Genomic DNA, 17,593 nt, shown 5'->3' with positions numbered 1-17,593 from the left:
AGAAAGCCAGAGAAGGCCGGGAAGGCCACCAAGGGCGAGCCGACAGCAAATCGGCCGCCTCGAAAGACAATGAAGGAGACAGCCGTGCCCACCCAACCATCCATCGGTATCACCGAGTTCATCGACCGCCAGCCCTTGTCGGCGTTTCAGGTCGGCATCGTCGTACTCTGCTTCCTGATCGTCGCCATCGACGGCTTCGATACCGCCGCCATCGGCTTTATCGCGCCGGCGATCCGCGCCGAATGGCAGCTCACGCCCGGGCACCTCGCGCCGCTGTTTGGCGCCGGGCTGACCGGCCTGATGGCGGGCGCCTTCCTGTTCGGCCCGCTGGCCGACCGCTTCGGGCGCAAGACCATCCTTGTTTTCTGCGTGCTGTTCTTCGGCATCGCCAGCCTGGCTTCCGCCTTCTCCGGCTCGCTGTGGGGCCTGGTGGCGCTGCGCTTCCTGACCGGCCTCGGCCTTGGCGGCGCCATGCCCAACGCGATCACGCTGACCTCGGAGTATTGCCCGGCCAAGCGGCGCTCCTTCCTGGTGACGACCATGTTCTGCGGCTTCACCATCGGCTCGGCGCTGGGCGGCCTGGCCTCGGCGAGCCTGATCGAGGAACACGGCTGGCGCTCGGTGCTGCTGCTGGGCGGCGTGCTGCCCTTGTTGCTGTTGCCATTCCTGCTGTGGAAACTGCCCGAGTCGGTCCGGTACCTGGTGATGAGCGGCAAGCAGCCGGAGCGGGTTGCCGCTACGCTGCAACGGATCGCGCCGGGCGAGCCGATTGCGCCCGGCAGCATCGTGGTCACGGACAAGCGCATGCCCGGCTCGCCGGCCGCCCACCTGTTCAAGCCCGAGCTGGTGCGGGGCACCCTGCTGTTGTGGCTCACTTTCTTCATGAGCCTGCTGGTGATCTATCTGCTTTCCAGCTGGCTGCCCACGCTGCTGCGTACGACCGGCGTCTCGCTCAAGACCGCGGCGCTGGTCACCACGATGTTCCAGGTGGGCGGCACCCTCGGCGCCATCGTGCTGGGCTGGCTGATGGATCGCGCCAACCCGCACTACGTGCTGGCGGCAAGCTATACGCTGGCGGGCATCTTTGTGGCGGCCATTGGCAGCCTGACCGCCGCGCCCTGGCTGGCGGGCCTGGCGGTGTTCGCCGCCGGGTTCTGCGTTTCCGGTTCGCAGGTCGGTGCCAACGCGCTGTCCGCAGCCTACTATCCCACCGATTGCCGCGCCACCGGGGTGGCCTGGGCCAATGGGGTCGGCCGGATGGGCTCGGTGGTGGGATCGGTGGGTGGTGGCACCATGCTGTCGCTGGGCCTGACGATGCCGGCGCTGTTCCTCCTGGTGGGGATCCCGGCCGTGATCGCGGGCGCCACCATGCTCCGGTTCGGGCGCCATCGCGCGGGCCAGGCGCGGCACATGGCTGTGGCCGCCTGAGGGCTGAGCCGGGCGGGTAAGCTGGCTTATTCTTGAACTTTTAAATGATAATGCGTATCATTTGAGATTCTCGGATTAGTGACACGATCTGAGTCAGCAAATGGGTTCCCGGACACGTCTCGTGTCCGGTCTTTTTTGCGGGCCGCCTTGTGTAGCCTGGTAGGGCCGGCATAAGGTGCCCTTGCGCACGAACGCACGCCTCGCGCTACCCCGGTTGCGGTAGCATCTCCCCAGCCCAGGCGCGGTTGTCTCTCCAGCAGGCCGCCTCTGCCTCACGGCACTTTTTGTTTCCTTCGCGCCAAGCAGCCACTGATGCGCCAGGCGCGCATGGGGGAGCCAATGACGGCAGCCCGCAGGCCACCGCAAGACGCCGCATCGCGCGCTCATGCCGAGCCGGCACCCTTGCCGCCAGCTTACGGCGGCGACGGCACTGGCCGGCGCTGGGCCTGGCTGCCGGAGCAGGGCGGATGGCGGTACTACGCGCTGCTCGGCGCCGTCGGGGTTTTTGTGCTCGGCCCGCTCGGCGGGATTGCCGCGGCCTATATGAACTTCTCGCTCGGCTTCTTCGTGGGCGGGCAGGTCCTGGCGGGGATTCTCGGCTCCACGGTGACCTTTGGCTACGGCACCGAAGGGCGCCACGGGGCGAACTATATCCAGACCATTGCGTCGTCGGTGGCAGGCATGAGCGGCATGGCCGTTGTGATCCAGGCGATGACCTGGATGGGCATGCCCGAGCCGCCGCTGTGGCAACTGATGCTGTACATGCTTTGCGTCGGCATGTTCGGGGTGGGCGTGGGCATGCTGTACACCCCGATCCTGGTCGACCGCCTGCAACTCACCTTTCCGTCCGGCCTGGCGGTGGCCAATATCCTGCGCGCGTTGACCGATCCGGTGCTGCTCCGGCGGTCGTTGTCCCGCCTGGCCGGCGGCACGGTGCTGGGCATTGTCGGCGGTATCGGCGCGGTCCGGATCGATCGGCTTGCCGCCATCGACCTGTCGGCGTCCACCTTCGGCGCCGGCATGATCGTCGGCGCGCGCATCGGCCTTGCCGCGCTGGTGGCCGGGCTGGCGGGCTGGGCGCTGATTCCGTTCTTCGTCTCGATCGGCTGGCTGGCGCCAGGCGAGCCGTTTCGCAAGATTACCTTCCTGATCGCGCTCGGGATGATCATGGGCGCGGCGCTGGTCGATATCGCGCTGATCCTGTTCAAGGCGTACCGGCAGCACCGGCGCCTGCGTGGCAGCGGCATGCCCGGGCCGGCAGGGCCATCGCGGGGCAGCCAGTGGCGGCTGGCGGCGTGGGTGCTGTTCTGGGGCGCCGCCATCGTGGCGGTTGGTGCGGGGCTGCTCCACCAGCCCGCGGGCTATCTGGTGCTGGCGGTGCTGCTGGTGTTTGTGTTCGCGATGGTGAATGGCATCTCGGTCGGCATGGTCGATCAGAACCCGATTTCCTCGGCCTTCGTGCTTTCCGTGATCCTGATGGCCGCGTTTGGCTTGCGCGACCCGCACGTGGGGCTGATCGCGGCGACGGTGTTGCTGGTATCGACCAGCGAGGCGTGCGATATGCAGCAGGACCGCTCCACCGGCTGGCGGCTCGGAACCAATCGCACCTTGCAGTTTCGCTTCCAGGTGGCGGGGATTGTCGCTGGCGCGGTGCTGGCGGTGCTGTTCGCCAGGCTGTTCATGGGTGCCTATCCCGAGCTGGCGCTGGACCAGACCGCGCTTGCCGCCAGCGATCAGCCGCATCGCTGGGCATCGGCCATGACGTACAAGATCGTAGGCGCCTTGCGTGGCCTGACCGATGACCTGCCGCACCAGCGCACGGCGGTGGCACTCGGCATCGCCCTGGGCTTTGCCACGGCGCTGCTGCGCTTGCTGGTCAGATCGGGGGCGCGCTATCAGCGCTTCATCCAGGCCGGCAGGGTTGGACGCATTGCGGACTTCCTGCTCGATACCGTGGTGTTGCCGTCGCCCTATGCGTCCTCCTTTGGCGGATTCGTCAACCTCCCCACCTCCGCGTGGTTCGCGTTGGGCGGGGTAGTGGCCAGCGTGCTCAATAGCCTGCCGGGGTCGAAGGGCACGCCTGACCCCTTGCCCGAGGACATGAGCACGACGTCGCTGGTGGGCGGCGGGCTGATCGCGGGCGATGCGCTGGCGGCGGTGGGGCTCGGCATAGCGGGCCTGGTTTTTACGGCCATGGGCTAGCCCGCTTTGACTTGTGCATTCAACCCTCGTTTTCCTATTTGAGTTCCGGCGGGGCCGGCCAATGTGATCGGGACGGCAGGAAGACACGGGCGTTATTGTAAGAAGGGTGATTCATTGCGCCCATGCGCGATCAGGACTACCGTCGCCCGGCAGCACCTTGCGGACAGGCCGCGAAACGTGGCCACGCTCAGGTAGCGCGCCGTTTTGAATATTTTTGAGACAGATCTGAATTCTTTGTGCCTGCCAGCCGCGCGCGGGCGAGGGCGGGCGGTTGTAGCGCAAAATGATTGCCGGCGGCGCGAGCGCCAGCCGGCTGGCGCCGGACGACCGGTTCGCATGCGCGGATCGTGGCCGCGTGCATTGGATGAGAGGTGATAGCACGATGAATCGACATTGGGTCACTGGCGACCCCGCGCATGAGATCATGCGGCTGGCGGCCGAACTGGATGCCGACGCGATCGTGGTGGGCTCCAAGCGGCGCGGTGCGCTGGCCAATGCCATTCTCGGTTCCGTCGCGACGACGATCCTCGGCAAATCGCAAGTGCCGGTGGTTGTCGTCAGCCGGGGCGAGGCAACGACCGGTACCTGAAGCGCTTTCCCGTTCAACAGCCCGCACCCCACCGGTGCCGGCCACACAGGAGGGAGTGATGACCATGGTGGTGCTCGCCGCGAACAGCTTGTCCAGCCGCATCGCTGGCCCGGCGCCCGGAGGTGGCCGATGTTGATGGTCTGGCTGATTGCGCTCCCGCTTTTCGCCGCGGTGCTGATGCCGCTGGCCCGGCGTCTGGCCCGTGGCCTGGCCGCGCCCATCGTGGTGGCCACGCCGCTAGCGGGCCTGGGCCTGCTGCTCAGCGCGCGGGGCCGGGTGGCCGATGGCGGCGCCATCGTCTGGCGGCAGCCCTGGATCGAGGATATCGGGCTGAGCCTGAGCCTGCGGCTGGACGGACTGGCGTATGTGTTCGTGCTGCTGGTGCTGGGCATCGGGCTGCTGGTCATTCTCTATGCGCGCTATTACCTGCCGCGCAGCGAATCCACCGTACGTTTTTTCTCCCTGTTGCTGCTGTTCATGGCGGCGATGCTCGGTGTCGTGCTGTCCGGCAACCTGCTGCTGCTGGCGGTGTTCTGGGAGATGACCAGCATCGTGTCGTTCCTGCTGATCGGCTTCTGGTCCTATCGCTCGGACGCGCGCAAGGGCGCTCGCATGGCCCTGACGGTGACCGGCGGGGGCGGGCTGGCCTTGCTGGCCGGCGTGCTGCTGCTCGGCCACATTTGCGGCAGCATGGAATTGTCCGATGTGCTGGCGCAGGCAGGCACGGTGCAACGGCACCCGCTCTATCCGCTGATGCTGTCGCTGATCCTGCTGGCGGCGTTCACCAAGTCCGCGCAGTTTCCTTTCAGTTTCTGGCTGCCGCACGCCATGGCGGCACCCACGCCGGTCTCGGCGTATCTGCATTCCGCCACCATGGTCAAGGCTGGCGTCTTCCTGCTGGCCCGGCTTTATCCGGTGCTGGATGGCACCAACTGGTGGTTCTACATGGTCAGCCTCACCGGCCTGGCCACGCTGGTGGTTGGCGCCGGCATGGCATTGTTGCAGCGCGACCTGAAGGGCTTGCTGGCGTATTCCACCATCAGCCATCTCGGCCTGATCACGCTGCTGTTCGGGCTGGACACGCAACTGAGCACGGTGGCTGCGCTGTTCCACATCCTCAACCATGCCGTGTTCAAGGCGTCGCTCTTCATGGCGGCGGGCATCATCGACCATGAGACCGGCACGCGCGACCTGCAACGGCTGCGGGGCTTGCGCAGCTACATGCCGCATACCGCGCTGCTGGCCATCGTGGCCTCGTTGTCGATGGCGGGCGTGCCGCTGTTCAACGGCTTCCTGAGCAAGGAGATGTTCTTTGGCGAGACCCTGGCGCAAGGCCTGCTCGGTGAGTTCAACTGGATCATCCCGGCGGCGGCGACCTTCGCAGGGGCACTGACGGTGGCGTACTCGCTGCGTTTTATCTACGGCGTGTTCTTCGACGGCAAGCCGGTCGACCTGCCGAACTACCCGCCGCACGAGCCACCCCGTTCCATGAGGATCCCGGTGGAGGTGCTGGTTGCCATCTGCCTCGTGGTCGGGCTGTTCCCCGCGTACACGGTGGGGCCCTTGCTGGCCTCCGCGGCCCTGGCCACGCTGGGCGGGCCGTTGCCGGAGTACAGCCTGAGCCTGTGGCATGGCGTCAACCTGCCTTTGTTGATGAGCCTGATCTCGATGGTCTGCGGTTCGGTGTTTTTCTTCTTCCGGCGTGATGCCTTCCATCGCCATCACGCACGCATGCTCCACCTGAACGCCCGCGATGCCTTCGAGGCGGCCATCGGCTGGCTGGAGCGGCTGGCCGGCCGCATGACCGGGGCGTTCGAGAACGGCTCGCTGCAAGGCTACCTGGCGTGGATGGTGGCCGCCATGCTGCTGATTCCGGCCACTTTCCTGGCGGATCTGGACACGCTGGCCGGCCCGGTGCCCCCCGGCCCGCTCGACGCGATGACCGTGACAGGCATGGCGCTGCTGGGGCTCACGGCGATCGGCGTGGTGCTCGCTCACAGGCAACGGCTGAGCGCGCTGATCCTGCTGGGCGCGTGCGGGCTGCTGGTGGCGCTGGCGTTTACGTGGTTTTCGGCTCCCGACCTGGCGCTGACGCAGGTTTCGGTCGAAGTCGTCACAATCCTGCTGCTGGTGCTGGCCTTGTTCTTTCTTCCCATCGACCGGCCGGACGCCTCGCCGGTGTCCCGGCGTGTCCGCGATGCCTGCCTTGCCCTGGGCAGCGGCGGCTTGCTAGCCGTCCTGGCATATGCCGTGATGACCCGGCCCTATGATTCGATTTCCGCCTTTTTCCTGGCCAACAGCGTTGAAGGTGGCGGTGGCCACAATGTGGTCAATGTGATCCTGGTGGATTTCCGCGGCTTCGATACGCTGGGCGAGATCTGCGTGCTGCTGGTCGCCGGCCTTGCGGTACAGGCCTTGCTCAAGGGCATGCGCCTGGCGGCGCCGCAGGCGGGGCCCAACGGGCTGCCGTGGTCGAGCCAGAGCCACCCGTTGCTGCTGGCCATCCTGGCCCGGCTGATGCTGCCGCTGACCATGCTGGTCGCGGTCTTCATGCTGCTGCGCGGGCACAACCTGCCGGGCGGAGGCTTTATCGCCGCGCTGATCACGGCGGTGGTCTTGCTGCTGCAGTATGTGGCCAGTGGCGTGCTGTGGACCGAGGCGCGCATCGCGCTGAATTACCGCGCGCTGGCGGGCAGCGGCATCCTGGTGGCCGGGCTGACCGGGCTGGGTAGCTGGGCGTTCGGCTTCCCGTTCCTGACAACGGCCTTCGGGCACTTCCACTTGCCGGTGCTGGGCGAAATCGAACTGGCCACCGCCATGCTGTTCGACCTCGGCGTCTATTTCACGGTGGTGGGCACGACCTTGCTGATCGTGTCGCACCTCGGCGTGCGCGACAAGCGCATCCACGCGCGGGAGGGTGCCTGATGGAAGCCGTCTACGCCGGCACGGTCGGCATCCTGATGGCCTGCGGCATCTACCTGCTGCTGCGCGCGCGCACATTCCCGGTGGTGCTGGGACTGGCGCTGATCTCGTACGCAGTGAGCCTGTTCCTGCTGGGCATGGGCCGCCTGTCCAGCGGCCGCCCGCCGGTCATCGCCAGCGGGGCGCGGTATGCCGACCCGCTGCCGCAGGCACTGGTGCTGACGGCCATTGTCATCGGTTTTGCCATGACCGCATTCGCGGTGGTGCTGGCGCTGCGCTCGCTTGGCATCACAGGCAGTGACCATGTGGATGGCAAGGAAGCGGGCCAAGAGGAGGCCGGCGGCGCTGGCAGGAACGAGGCGGACGGCCCATGACCCATAGCCTGCCTTTTTCGATCCTCCTGCCCATCCTGCTGCCGATGTTCGCCGGCGGTTTACTGGTGGCGATGCCGCTGCGCTGGCTCCGGGTCCAGCGCACGCTGAGTACGGCCGCCGCGCTGCTGCTGTTGCCGGTGGCTGCCTGCATGGTCCTGGAGGCAGCCACCGGCGCCATCCCGGTCTATCACGTCGGCAACTGGCCGGCGCCGTTCGGCATCGTGCTCCAGCTCGACCGGCTTGGCGCGCTGATGCTGCTGCTGACCGCCGTGCTGGGCGCGGCTGCCGTGGTGGCCGCGGGCAGGGGAGACGCGCGGATGGGGCGGCATTTCCACGCCCTGTTCCAGTTCCAGTTGATGGGCCTCAATGGCGCCTTCCTGGCGGGCGACCTCTTCAACCTCTTTGTCTTCTTCGAGATCCTGCTGATCGCCTCCTATGCCTTGCTGGTGCATGGCGGCGGGCGCGCGCGGATCGGCGCCGGGATGCACTACGTCTTGCTGAACCTGGCGGGCTCGGCCTTTTTCCTGATCGCCATCGGCGTGCTGTACGGGCTGAGCGGCACCCTGAACATGGCGCACATGGGCCTCCGGCTGGCCGGGTTGCCGCCTGCCGACGTGCCGCTGGCCACGGCCGCGGGGGCCATGCTGATGCTTGTCTTCGGGCTCAAGGCGGCGCTGTTCCCCATGCTCTTCTGGTTGCCCAAGGCCTACGCCAGCGCTACGGGCTCGGCCGCCGCGCTATTCGCCATCATGACGAAGGTGGGCATCTACGCCATCCTGCGTTGCGCCGCGCTGATCTTCGGCGCGCCCGGCGGCATGCTGGCGGCGTTCCTGCATGACTGGGTCTGGTGGATGGCGCTCGCCACCATGGGGTTTGGCGCGCTCGGGGCGCTTGCCGCCCCCAACCTGAAGACGCTGACCTGCTACCTCGTGCTGGCATCGGTCGGGCTGCTGGCGGCCAGCGTATCGATGCAGACCGGACAAAGCTGGGCGGGGGCGCTGTATTACCTGCTCAGTACCACGTTGTGCACGGCGGCACTGTTCCTGCTGGCGGATGCGCTTGAGCCGGCGCCGCCGGCGGGCTCGGTGGGGCAGCCTGTCCCGGTTGTCCACGGCTCGCGGCTGGCGGGCGCGCTGTTCCTGGTTGCGGCGCTGGCGGCGATCGGCCTGCCGCCGCTGTCGGGTTTCATCGGCAAGGTCATGGTGATGCGCAGCGCGCCGTTGCCGGCCGCGGCCGTGTTGTGGCCGGGCGTCCTGCTATCCAGCCTGGCGCTGCTGATTGCCGTGAGCCGCACCGGCACGCGCCTGCTCTGGCGCCTGCCCCAGGAACACGATCCCGAGCGCCACGGTGCTTACCATCGGGTCGCGCCGGATGGCTGGAAGCTGGGTTGTTGCGCCTTCCTGCTGGCCTGCAGCGTCGCGCTGGTCCTGTTCGCGCAGCCGCTGAGCCAGTACCTGGCGGACACCGCCGCCCAATTGTTCGACCGCGCGGCCTACTTGCGCGCGGTGCTGCCGGCCGCGGGGAGCTAAGGTCATGGTCAAACGCTTGTTTCCGCATCCATGGCTCAGCCTGGCGCTTCTGGCGACATGGCTGTTGCTGGTAAACAGGGTGTCGCCTGCCGACTGGGCGCTGGGCGCACTTCTCGGCTGGGCGATCTCGCTCCTGATCGGCAAGGGACTCTGGCTGCGTCCGATGCGCGTGGGCCGGCCCGATCTGATGCTGCGCCTGGCGGCGCACGTGCTGATCGACATCGTGGTGGCCAATGTGGAGGTGGCCTTGCTGGTGCTGGGGCCGGTGTCGCGGATGCGCCCGGCTTTTATCCAGGTGCCGATCGATGTCGAGCATGAACTGGCGCTGTCCGCGCTGATCAGCATCGTGTCGCTCAGCCCGGGCACCTTATGCGCCGAACTCAGCGATGACCGCCGCCGGCTGCTGGTCCACGTACTCGATCTGGACAATGAAGCCAAGCTGATCGCGCTGGTCAAGTCGCGCTATGAGGCGCCGCTACGGGAGATATTTGAATGCTTGCCGTCGTAATACCGCTCTCGCTGGGAATCCTCGGGGTCGCCTTCCTGCTCGCCTTTATCCGCCTGGTGCGCGGGCCGGGCCTGCCCGACCGCATCGTCGCGCTCGACACGCTCAATATCAATGCCATCGCGCTGATCGTGGTATTCGGCATCTGGCTGCGCTCGGAATTGTTCTTCGAGGTTGCCTTGCTGATCGCGGTCATGGGCTTTATCGGCACCGTCGCCCTGACCAAGTACCTGCAGCGCGGCGACATCATCGAACTCAAGTGACCGGACGGATCGGACTGGTCCGCTAACCATGACGGGAGGCCCAATGGACAATATGAGCCCAATCGCGGAATTCGCCACCTGCGTGCTGCTGCTGATCGGCAGCGTGTTTACGCTCGTCGGCGCCATCGGGCTGCTCCGGCTGCCGGACTTTTTCATGCGCCTGCACGGGCCGACCAAATCCACCACGCTGGGTGTCGGTGGCGTCGTGGTGGCTTCGGTCGTGTTTTTCAGCAACCAGGGCAACGGCCTGAGCCTGCATGAACTGCTGATCACCGCCTTCCTGTTCCTGACCGCGCCAATCAGCGCCCATATGCTGGCCAAGGCGGCGATGCAGCAGCGCCTGCCCGTCGACCCGCGCACACGGGGGCGCACATGGGAGGCGGAGGACCGGGAGCGCAGCGAGCCGCGCGGGCAGGCCGCGGATCCATCATCGGCGGGGAAGGTTCCCGAGAGCTGACGGCGCCGGCATGGCGTCCAGTCTTCAGCCCTGCTCCCACGCGCTGCACCAGCCGGCGGCGGCTACCTGCTTGTCGCCGAACAGCACGCAGCTGCCCGTCGACGGACTGGCGCCTTCCTGGAACAGCTGGCAGTTGGCGCAGGTCTGGCTGGCCGCATGCCTGGGGAATTTCGCCTGATCCACCTTGCGGGTGTCCGCCTTGTAGTCCAGCTTGACGGCCTGCGGATCCTTCTCGTCGAGCGTGGCCGCGCCGGCGCCGGACGGCGCCGCAACGGCCGCGAGGCTTGTGGCCACGGCTATCGGCAGTGTCTTCAGGAATTGACGGCGGGTCGACATGCGGCTTCCTTTTTCTGTGGGGATTGAAGACTGCCGGACTCGACGACATCACCGGTAGCGGACCGCGCGCGGCGCCTGGCTGACTGGTGTGAAGGCCGATATTCTGTGGGGGAGTTCCGGCGTGCGGCTGGTGTGGATTGTGGCACAGCGGCCGTCGCCTGGCGCGGCATGTGCGGTTTGCCGCCACCGGATTCTCCGCGGAATGGACAAGCCAGGGTGAATCGGGATAATCGTGGCTCCGCTGGCTGGCCTATGGCAAACTCGGCGCTGCCTTTTTTGCCGCAGGCGGGTTCACCGCCGCCACGCCAACCACACGCCATCCACCACTACGCCCATGACCGCTCGCACCAACACCGATACCCTCCGCCAGGCGCTGCAGGAACCGCTAGCGTTGCAACTGTCGCCCTTGATGGGCCCGGACTTCGCCGGGACGGCCGAGGGCGAGCGTTTTGCCATCTATACCGAACCGCCGGAAGCGCCCGGACGCGACGAAGTGCTGGCAACCCTGCGTGCCCAGCTTGAAGCGGAAGCCGGCGTACCGTTGCCCGGCGGCGACGCGCCTGTATCCGGCGAAGTCCTTGACAGCGAGGACTGGGAGCCCGGCCAGGCCTTCGAGATGGACATGGATAGCGACGAGGTCTGCGGCCAGGTCCTCTTCTACCGGCTGATCCTCGCGCGGGACCTGCATCCGGTCGGCTATTGCGCATTCGAAATCAATGCCGACGAAACCGGTGTGATCTTCGTGACCCTGGTCGAGTCGTGGGTTCGGCCGCAATACCGGCAGCTCGGGCTGGAGAGCGGCTTCGTGCTGCAGATGGGCAATGCCGTCTACAACCTGCTGGCTGACCTGGACGCGCGGCTGCAGGCCGCGGGCGAGCGCAGCGCGTCGTTCGAAGTGTTGCTGGGGCTTGAGCAGGCGTCCGTGGCAGGCACGGCGCTGTTGCGGTCGCTGGCCAACACGCTGCAAGGCTGGACCGATCCCTCCGCCGCGCGTGGCGCCGCCGGGCGCGAGCCGTTGGGCATTACCAGCGTCCGCGTTTCGGTGCTTCCCGCCAGTTCAGCGGATTGAGGAAGGGGGAGGCAACGCTCGTTGCCTCCGCTGCTTTGCCGCGTTCCGGAAAAGCGGGCGATGAAGTGAACGATCTCCGGCGCCAGGCCGCGTTGATCGTCATTACTGATCGTCACAACGCCGGCCGACGGCTGGCCCACTCGCGCACCGCCTGCGCAAACAGCCTCAGCGCGGTAGGCGGGTGCCGGTTAGCCGGGTAATAGAGGCACAAGCCGGGAAAGGAAGGGCTCCATCCCGGCAGCAGGTGGATCAGCCGGCCCGAGGCCAGGTGCTCCGCAACCTGATCTTCCGGGACCCAGGCGATGCCGATACCTGCCAGCGCTGCTTCGACCATCAGATTCAGGTTGCCAAGCGTCAGCGGCCCGTCGACATCGATGCTGGCGCTTTTGCCGCGATGCTCGAGATCCCAGCGGTAGAGCGCGCCACTCTCGAACCGGAAGCGGACGCATCGGTGCTGCCCCAGGTCGTGTGGCGCTTTCGGCGGCTCATGACGCGAGAGGTATTCCGGGGATGCCACTGCTGCGAACCGCATGTCAGGTCCGAAGCGGACGGCGATCATATCGCGCGGCACATCGTCCAGAACCCGTATGCCGGCGTCGAAACCGTCGGCCACGATATCCACGAGTCGTGTGTCCACGATGAACTCGACGTGTATGCCGGGGTAAGCCGCCAGGAAGTCCGGCAGCACATGGCGCACAAGCGGCCTTGCCGCGGACTCGGATGCGCTGATACGGATCGAGCCCGACGGCCGGTCGCTTGCTGACGCGACTTCGTTTACCGCATCCTCGATGTCGGCGATAGCCGGCCTGACGCGCCGCAGAAGCTGTTCACCCGCTTCGGTCAGCGCGACCGACCGAGTCGTCCGGTTAAACAATCGCACATCCAGCTTCGCTTCGAGATTCCGCATTGCGTGACTTAGCGCCGACGGCGAAACGCCCAGCGTGCGCGCGGCCGCGCGAAAGCTTCGCTGCTCGGCAATGGTCATGAAAGCAGTCAGTTCGGACAGGCCAGCGCGCATCATTGATGAATTTCTCTCAACTCCCTGTGAAATGGTAAGCGGATTGTTGAATGAAGTACAGCAACCTAGAATCCACCACAGCAATCCACCACAGCAAATAGCGACTGACACGTGTCGGGCGTTGCCCGCGCAGCTACGGCCTCCCTGCAAAGGCCGTGACAGTAGCGCCCGATCAACGGCAACGATCCGCTGCGACATTTGGAAAAGAGAAATTATGCAAAAGCGCACACTTGGTAACAGCGGTCTTGATGTTTCGGAACTCGGCCTTGGCTGCATGGGCTTGAGCTTCGGATACGGCCCGGCCACTGAAAAGTCCGAAGGCATCAAGTTGATCCGGGCCGCATTCGAGCAAGGCATCACATTCTTTGACACGGCCGAGGCCTATGGCCCGTTCGTCAACGAGGAACTGGTCGGCGAGGCCTTGGCGCCATTTCGCGACCAGGTGGCGATCGCCACCAAATTCGGCTTCAAGGACGGCGATTCGACAAAGGGCCTCGACAGCCGGCCCGAGCGTATCCGCGCCGTCGCGGAGGCATCGCTGAAGCGTCTGAAGACGGATCGCATCGACCTGTTCTACCAGCATCGTGTCGACCCGGCCGTGCCGGTCGAGGACGTGGCGGGCACCGTCGGGGAGCTGATCCGGGAGGGCAAGGTCAAGCACTTCGGCATGTGCGAGGCTGGCGCGCAGTCGATCCGCCGGGCGCACGCCGTGCAGCCGGTGGCGGCGCTGCAGAGCGAGTATTCGCTGTGGTGGCGCGAGCCGGAGGAGAAGGTGCTGCCGACCCTCGAGGAGCTCGGCATCGGCTTTGTGCCGTTCAGCCCGCTAGGCAAGGGCTTCCTGACAGGGGCCATCGACGCGGGCACCACGTTCGACAAGACTGACTTCCGCAACGTTGTGCCACGCTTCTCCGAGGAAAACCGCAAGGCCAATGCGGGCCTCGTCGAGGTACTTGGCCGGATTGCGGACGGCAAGGGCGCCACGCGGGCACAGATTGCGATCGCCTGGCTGCTGGCGCAAAAGCCGTGGATCGCACCGATTCCGGGTACCACGAAGCTGCACCGGCTGAATGAGAACGTCCGCGCGGCCGCCGTCGAACTGTCGGCCGAGGATTTGTCCGTCATCGAGGCGGCACTGCAACGGATCACCGTCGCGGGTGATCGTTACCCGGCCCATCTCCAGCAGCGAGTCGATCGCTGACTTGCCTGTGGCGGCAACGCGCCGGTGTCCGGCCTTCCGGGTACCGGCGCGTTTGCCGTGCGCAGCAGGATATCGAACCATGTCACTGACGCCGGCACGCCTTTCGCGTACATCACCTGCCACCACGTATCGCCGCAGGCCTACGGCGTGCTGTTTGGTGCGGGCATCGCCGGCATCATGATCACCACCTGGTCAATTCAAGGCTGGTGACCCGGCTTGGCAGCGATCGCCTGATGCGGGCCGGTACCATCGGCGCGGCAATCGCGGGCATTCTGCTGGCAGTCGCCGCCCGGACTGGCTGGGGCGGGCTGGCGGGTCTGGTGATACCGCTTTTCCTGCTCGTCTCCGCAACCGGCCTTATCGTCGCCAATTCGATTGCCGGTGCGCTCAGCACGTTTCCCGGACGCGCCGGTGCCGTGTCGGCGCTGACCGGCGCCATCCAGTACGGCGCCGGCATCGTCGGCTCGGCTCTGGTCGGCGTCGGCACGGACGGTACACCCTGGCGGATGGGTGTCGTCATCGCCCTCCTGAGCATCGGCAGTCTGCTCTGCGCGCTGTTTCTCGTGCAATCTCCCGCCGTTGCGCCCAGCGTTATCAGGCCGGCTCGGGTTTCAACAGATTAGTGAAGCGGCCCGGACTCGCCCGGAGCGGTGTCTTCCTTGTCTGGGCGAGTCTGGCGGAACGCCTTATGGCCTTATGGCCTTATGACTTGCTCGTATGGCTCGGCTTGCCCTTTTGCCTCGTGGCGGCCATCTCGTGCAGCTCGGCTTCGCTCATCGACCTGAACATGGATTTCGAGGCGCCTTTCAGGCTACTTGCCTTCCGGTCGCCGCGCTTCGCGGAAAGCGCCGCGCCAGCGGCCATTTGTTGTGCCTTTGACTTCGCGTGCATGGAGATCCTCCTTCGCGTATGCAATGCGTGACCAAAGCCGCCACCGGATGGCGGCGGGGTATGCGCTTGGAGCAAAGCACGTGCCCGCGCAACGCCACGCTTGCCTGCCGGCGGGATACGCCTCCTCGTGGGTTGGGCCGCTCGGGTTTGGCGCCGCTGCCGCGTGGCAGTGGCGGCGAATAGTGCAACGCCGGTAGGAAAGTCTTCACGACGCGGCGCTCAGCCGTGCACCGAACGAGGATCATGGCCAAAGCTGTTGCGCGCACGGATCTGTCCGTCCAGGCCGTGAATCAGAAGTTCGACGTGCTCGCGCTGGGCGTCCCGGGTACCGGCTTCCACGGCGTCTTCCTGGGACGTGTGATGCGAGTTGGCATACCTCGCCCCCTCCTGGATCACGTCCCAGCCGGTTCCGTGCGGCAAAACGTGGATATTCCTGGCTGTCATGGCGATCTCCTGTTTGGGACGTGTTTGGACGTGTGAATATTTCCATTCTGGACCCGCCGTGACGCATGACCATCGGGGAGTGTCTGACAAAGGCGCAACGGGGAGACGGCGCCGTTTCAGTGCAGGTGTGGCGGTAGCGCTTTACTCGTCAGGACATCGCCGCAAGAAATATGCCGTGCTTTCCGGCGCGCCTACGCGTTAGCCGTGGGCGGGTCGCCGACGGGATCCGGATGGATCCGCATGATGGCGTCGCGCTTTTCCAGCAGGTGCCGCTTGAGAATCGAGCCGAGCAGCTTGCCGTCGCGCGCTTCCAGTGCCTTGATCATGTCTTCGTGATCGTGCACGGCGCGGTCCCACTTGTCGGTCTCGTGATTCGAGCGGAAACGCAGCGCCTTCAGGCGCCGGTTGATGCTCTGGTAGGTCTGGCGCAGCGTGGCATTGCGCGCCGCTTCGTTGATCCGGTCGTGGATTTCCTGGTTGCGGCTGTAGTAGCCCGGCAGGTCGTTCTGCACGCGGCAGGCCAGCATCGAATAATGCAGCGCCTTGATCTCCGCCAGCTCGGCCGGCGTGATGCGCTCGCATGCCAGCTCGCCCGAAAAAGCTTCGAGGCCGCTCATCAGCTCGAAGGTTTCCCACACTTCCGATTCCGTCATGCGCGAGACGCTGGCGCCTCGGTTGGGAGAAATCTCGATCAGGCCTTCCGCCGCCAGCACCTTGAACGCCTCGCGCAGCGGCGTGCGCGAGATCCCGAGGGTTTCGCACAATTCGCGTTCATTGAGCTTCATGCCTGGCGATAGCACGCCTTCCACGATGAATTTGCGCAGGTGCTCGACTACTGTGTCGTGAAGCCGTTGCCGTTCAACCTTGGGGAGGACCGGCGCAGGGCGGGAGAGGTCGCCGCCAACTGGATTCTGCATACAAAGTCCTTATCTTTGCGTTTTCCGCATTTTACTGCATCTCTCACCAGACGCGCAGCGTCGGGGTAAACACCCAGTGTTTACAGTCATTCAGCGCTTGGAAGGCGGTCCTTTCGTCTGCTAAAGTATTTTGAATGCAAAATTCATAATCCACAAAGGAGGGACCAATCCATGATCAAACTCGACTTCCACCCCGCTGGCCGCCACTTCCTTCAGATCCCCGGTCCGAGCCCCGTGCCCGACCGCATCCTGCGTGCGATGAGCTATCCGACCATCGACCACCGCGGTCCGGAGTTTGGCGCGCTGGGCCGCAAGGTCCTGGCCGATATCAAGAAGATCTTCAAGACCGCGCAGCCGGTGATCATCTATCCGGCCTCCGGGACGGGTGCCTGGGAAGCCGCGCTGACCAATACGCTGAGCCCCGGCGACAACGTGCTGATGTTCGAGACGGGTCACTTCGCCACGCTGTGGAAGAAAATGGCGGAGGCACTGGGACTGAAGCCGGAATTCCTGGGCCTGCCGGGCATCGAGGGCTGGCGCCGCGGCGTGCAGCCGGACATGATCGAAGCCCGCCTGCGTGCCGACAGCGCGCACGCCATCAAGGCCGTATGCGTGGTGCACAACGAGACTTCGACCGGCGTTACCTCGAATATTGCCGCCGTGCGCCGCGCTATCGACGCGGCCGGCCACCCGGCGCTGCTGTTGGTGGACACCATCTCCGGCCTGGCCTCGGCGGACTACCGGCACGACGAGTGGGGCGTGGACGTAACGGTGTCGGGTTCGCAGAAGGGCCTGATGCTGCCGCCGGGGATCAGCTTCAACGCGTTGTCGCCGAAGGCGATCGCGGCCAGCAAGCAGGCGAAGCTGCCGCGTGCTTTTTGGGGCTGGGACGAAATCATCGAAGCCAACAAGAACGGCTACTGGCCGTACACGCCGAACACCAACCTGCTCTATGGCCTGTCGGAGGCGCTGGACATGATCCTGGACGAGGGCCTGGACAACGTCTTCGCGCGGCACCAGCGGCTGGCCGAGGCGGCCCGCCGCGCGGTGGGGGCCTGGGGGCTGGAGATCCAGTGCGCGGACGCATCGGTGTACAGCCCGGTGCTGACCGGCGTGATGATGCCGGAGGGCGTGGACGCCGACGCGGTGCGCAAGCACATCTATGAACGCTTCGACATGTCGCTGGGGCAGGCACTGGGCAAGATGCGCGGCAAGATGTTCCGTATCGGGCATCTCGGCGACTGCAACGACCTGACCCTGATGGCCACGTTGTCCGGTTGCGAGATGGGGCTGAAGCTCGCGGGCGTGCCGGTGGCGGCGAGCGGGGTCGTGGCGGCGATGGAGTACCTGGCCGCGCATGCGGACGCGCCAGCGCTGAAGGCCGCGGCCTGAACCGGCACCGGAAGGCCGGGCGGCTTGCCCGCGCGGCAGGCGTACGCCGGTCTTCCTGA

General features: G+C 66.0%; 17 protein-coding genes and 1 pseudogene. 13 read left to right on the top strand and 5 right to left on the bottom strand.

All coding sequences use genetic code 11. The annotated features are described in order from the left end of the window. Positions 1–84: 84 nt before the first annotated feature. The 9 genes from AC1DS6_RS21455 (at position 85) to AC1DS6_RS21415 (ending at position 10,269) form a co-directional block, all read left to right on the top strand. Positions 85–1,428 (top strand): MFS transporter, encoded by a 1,344-nt coding sequence (locus AC1DS6_RS21455; RefSeq protein ID WP_441629056.1) that lies wholly within the window; start codon positions 85–87, stop codon positions 1,426–1,428. 339 nt (positions 1,429–1,767) lie between these two features. Beyond that, positions 1,768–3,630 (top strand): OPT/YSL family transporter, encoded by a 1,863-nt coding sequence (locus AC1DS6_RS21450; protein ID WP_477103030.1) that lies wholly within the window; start codon positions 1,768–1,770, stop codon positions 3,628–3,630. Between the two features lie 382 nt (positions 3,631–4,012). Continuing rightward, complete coding sequence (locus tag AC1DS6_RS21445; protein WP_441629052.1) at positions 4,013–4,219, top strand: universal stress protein; 207 nt, start codon at positions 4,013–4,015, stop codon at positions 4,217–4,219. Between the two features lie 129 nt (positions 4,220–4,348). Beyond that, the gene (locus tag AC1DS6_RS21440) at positions 4,349–7,144 is read left to right on the top strand and encodes a monovalent cation/H+ antiporter subunit A (RefSeq protein WP_441629050.1); all 2,796 of its coding nucleotides are present in this window, start codon (positions 4,349–4,351) and stop codon (positions 7,142–7,144) included. Further along, positions 7,144–7,515, top strand: coding sequence for a Na+/H+ antiporter subunit C (locus AC1DS6_RS21435; protein WP_441629049.1), 372 nt, complete (start codon positions 7,144–7,146; stop codon positions 7,513–7,515). The genes AC1DS6_RS21440 and AC1DS6_RS21435 overlap by 1 nt, the downstream gene beginning before the upstream one ends. Beyond that, entirely contained in the window at positions 7,512–9,044 is a 1,533-nt protein-coding gene (locus AC1DS6_RS21430) for a monovalent cation/H+ antiporter subunit D (RefSeq protein ID WP_477103029.1), read from the top strand. Before AC1DS6_RS21435 ends, AC1DS6_RS21430 begins: the two co-directional genes overlap by 4 nt. 4 nt (positions 9,045–9,048) lie before the next feature. Further along, on the top strand, positions 9,049–9,552 hold the full coding sequence (locus tag AC1DS6_RS21425; RefSeq protein WP_441629045.1) for a Na+/H+ antiporter subunit E: 504 nt from the start codon (positions 9,049–9,051) through the stop codon (positions 9,550–9,552). Beyond that, complete coding sequence (locus tag AC1DS6_RS21420; protein WP_276286515.1) at positions 9,537–9,812, top strand: K+/H+ antiporter subunit F; 276 nt, start codon at positions 9,537–9,539, stop codon at positions 9,810–9,812. The genes AC1DS6_RS21425 and AC1DS6_RS21420 overlap by 16 nt, the downstream gene beginning before the upstream one ends. Positions 9,813–9,864: 52 nt before the next feature. Beyond that, positions 9,865–10,269 (top strand): Na+/H+ antiporter subunit G, encoded by a 405-nt coding sequence (locus AC1DS6_RS21415; RefSeq protein ID WP_441629100.1) that lies wholly within the window; start codon positions 9,865–9,867, stop codon positions 10,267–10,269. 24 nt (positions 10,270–10,293) lie between these two features. Here the strand turns inward: AC1DS6_RS21415 and AC1DS6_RS21410 are convergent, their stop codons facing one another. Next, positions 10,294–10,605 (bottom strand): high-potential iron-sulfur protein, encoded by a 312-nt coding sequence (locus AC1DS6_RS21410; RefSeq protein WP_441629042.1) that lies wholly within the window; start codon positions 10,603–10,605, stop codon positions 10,294–10,296. A 334-nt stretch (positions 10,606–10,939) separates the two neighbouring features. Between AC1DS6_RS21410 and AC1DS6_RS21405 the strand changes: the two genes are divergently transcribed. Beyond that, a complete protein-coding gene (locus tag AC1DS6_RS21405; RefSeq protein WP_441629040.1) occupies positions 10,940–11,674 on the top strand; it encodes a hypothetical protein in 735 nt (244 codons plus the stop codon). Between the two features lie 112 nt (positions 11,675–11,786). Here AC1DS6_RS21405 and AC1DS6_RS21400 read toward each other — a convergent pair whose 3' ends face one another. Continuing rightward, complete coding sequence (locus tag AC1DS6_RS21400) at positions 11,787–12,695, bottom strand: LysR family transcriptional regulator (protein ID WP_441629098.1); 909 nt, start codon at positions 12,693–12,695, stop codon at positions 11,787–11,789. 211 nt (positions 12,696–12,906) lie between these two features. Here AC1DS6_RS21400 and AC1DS6_RS21395 point away from each other — a divergent pair, with 211 nt between their 5' ends. Beyond that, complete coding sequence (locus AC1DS6_RS21395) at positions 12,907–13,890, top strand: aldo/keto reductase (RefSeq protein ID WP_441629038.1); 984 nt, start codon at positions 12,907–12,909, stop codon at positions 13,888–13,890. Between the two features lie 90 nt (positions 13,891–13,980). After that, positions 13,981–14,513: pseudogene (locus tag AC1DS6_RS21390) on the top strand (MFS transporter); the annotation flags it as partial. A 79-nt stretch (positions 14,514–14,592) separates the two neighbouring features. Here AC1DS6_RS21390 and AC1DS6_RS21385 read toward each other — a convergent pair. The 3 genes from AC1DS6_RS21385 to AC1DS6_RS21375 all read right to left on the bottom strand — a co-directional run bounded on the left by AC1DS6_RS21385 (position 14,593) and on the right by AC1DS6_RS21375 (position 16,142). Beyond that, positions 14,593–14,781, bottom strand: coding sequence for a DUF3008 family protein (locus AC1DS6_RS21385; protein ID WP_441629036.1), 189 nt, complete (start codon positions 14,779–14,781; stop codon positions 14,593–14,595). A 219-nt stretch (positions 14,782–15,000) separates the two neighbouring features. Beyond that, a complete protein-coding gene (locus AC1DS6_RS21380) occupies positions 15,001–15,225 on the bottom strand; it encodes a DUF2188 domain-containing protein (protein ID WP_035864358.1) in 225 nt (74 codons plus the stop codon). 191 nt (positions 15,226–15,416) lie between these two features. After that, positions 15,417–16,142: a GntR family transcriptional regulator gene (locus tag AC1DS6_RS21375; protein WP_035864360.1), complete on the bottom strand. Its 726-nt coding sequence runs from the start codon at positions 16,140–16,142 to the stop codon at positions 15,417–15,419. 171 nt (positions 16,143–16,313) lie between these two features. Between AC1DS6_RS21375 and AC1DS6_RS21370 the strand changes: the two genes are divergently transcribed. Next, complete coding sequence (locus AC1DS6_RS21370; RefSeq protein ID WP_441629033.1) at positions 16,314–17,534, top strand: pyridoxal-phosphate-dependent aminotransferase family protein; 1,221 nt, start codon at positions 16,314–16,316, stop codon at positions 17,532–17,534. The last annotated feature ends 59 nt before the right edge of the window (positions 17,535–17,593 follow it).

It is taken from the genome of Cupriavidus sp. 05L310 (genome assembly GCF_056398185.1).
This window is presented reverse-complemented; position numbering and strand designations above follow the sequence as displayed.

What these genes read in the sequence shown, in the direction of transcription:
- AC1DS6_RS21405 (WP_441629040.1), top strand. Translation starts at nt 10,940, where the DNA reads ATGACCGCTCGCACCAACACCGATACCCTCCGCCAGGCGCTGCAGGAA.
- AC1DS6_RS21430 (WP_477103029.1), top strand. Translation starts at nt 7,512, where the DNA reads ATGACCCATAGCCTGCCTTTTTCGATCCTCCTGCCCATCCTGCTGCCG.
- AC1DS6_RS21425 (WP_441629045.1), top strand. Translation starts at nt 9,049, where the DNA reads ATGGTCAAACGCTTGTTTCCGCATCCATGGCTCAGCCTGGCGCTTCTG.
- AC1DS6_RS21450 (WP_477103030.1), top strand. Translation starts at nt 1,768, where the DNA reads ATGACGGCAGCCCGCAGGCCACCGCAAGACGCCGCATCGCGCGCTCAT.
- AC1DS6_RS21385 (WP_441629036.1), bottom strand. Translation starts at nt 14,781, where the DNA reads ATGCACGCGAAGTCAAAGGCACAACAAATGGCCGCTGGCGCGGCGCTT.
- AC1DS6_RS21410 (WP_441629042.1), bottom strand. Translation starts at nt 10,605, where the DNA reads ATGTCGACCCGCCGTCAATTCCTGAAGACACTGCCGATAGCCGTGGCC.
- AC1DS6_RS21445 (WP_441629052.1), top strand. Translation starts at nt 4,013, where the DNA reads ATGAATCGACATTGGGTCACTGGCGACCCCGCGCATGAGATCATGCGG.
- AC1DS6_RS21415 (WP_441629100.1), top strand. Translation starts at nt 9,865, where the DNA reads ATGAGCCCAATCGCGGAATTCGCCACCTGCGTGCTGCTGCTGATCGGC.
- AC1DS6_RS21420 (WP_276286515.1), top strand. Translation starts at nt 9,537, where the DNA reads ATGCTTGCCGTCGTAATACCGCTCTCGCTGGGAATCCTCGGGGTCGCC.
- AC1DS6_RS21435 (WP_441629049.1), top strand. Translation starts at nt 7,144, where the DNA reads ATGGAAGCCGTCTACGCCGGCACGGTCGGCATCCTGATGGCCTGCGGC.
- AC1DS6_RS21380 (WP_035864358.1), bottom strand. Translation starts at nt 15,225, where the DNA reads ATGACAGCCAGGAATATCCACGTTTTGCCGCACGGAACCGGCTGGGAC.
- AC1DS6_RS21400 (WP_441629098.1), bottom strand. Translation starts at nt 12,695, where the DNA reads ATGATGCGCGCTGGCCTGTCCGAACTGACTGCTTTCATGACCATTGCC.
- AC1DS6_RS21395 (WP_441629038.1), top strand. Translation starts at nt 12,907, where the DNA reads ATGCAAAAGCGCACACTTGGTAACAGCGGTCTTGATGTTTCGGAACTC.
- AC1DS6_RS21375 (WP_035864360.1), bottom strand. Translation starts at nt 16,142, where the DNA reads ATGCAGAATCCAGTTGGCGGCGACCTCTCCCGCCCTGCGCCGGTCCTC.
- AC1DS6_RS21440 (WP_441629050.1), top strand. Translation starts at nt 4,349, where the DNA reads ATGTTGATGGTCTGGCTGATTGCGCTCCCGCTTTTCGCCGCGGTGCTG.
- AC1DS6_RS21370 (WP_441629033.1), top strand. Translation starts at nt 16,314, where the DNA reads ATGATCAAACTCGACTTCCACCCCGCTGGCCGCCACTTCCTTCAGATC.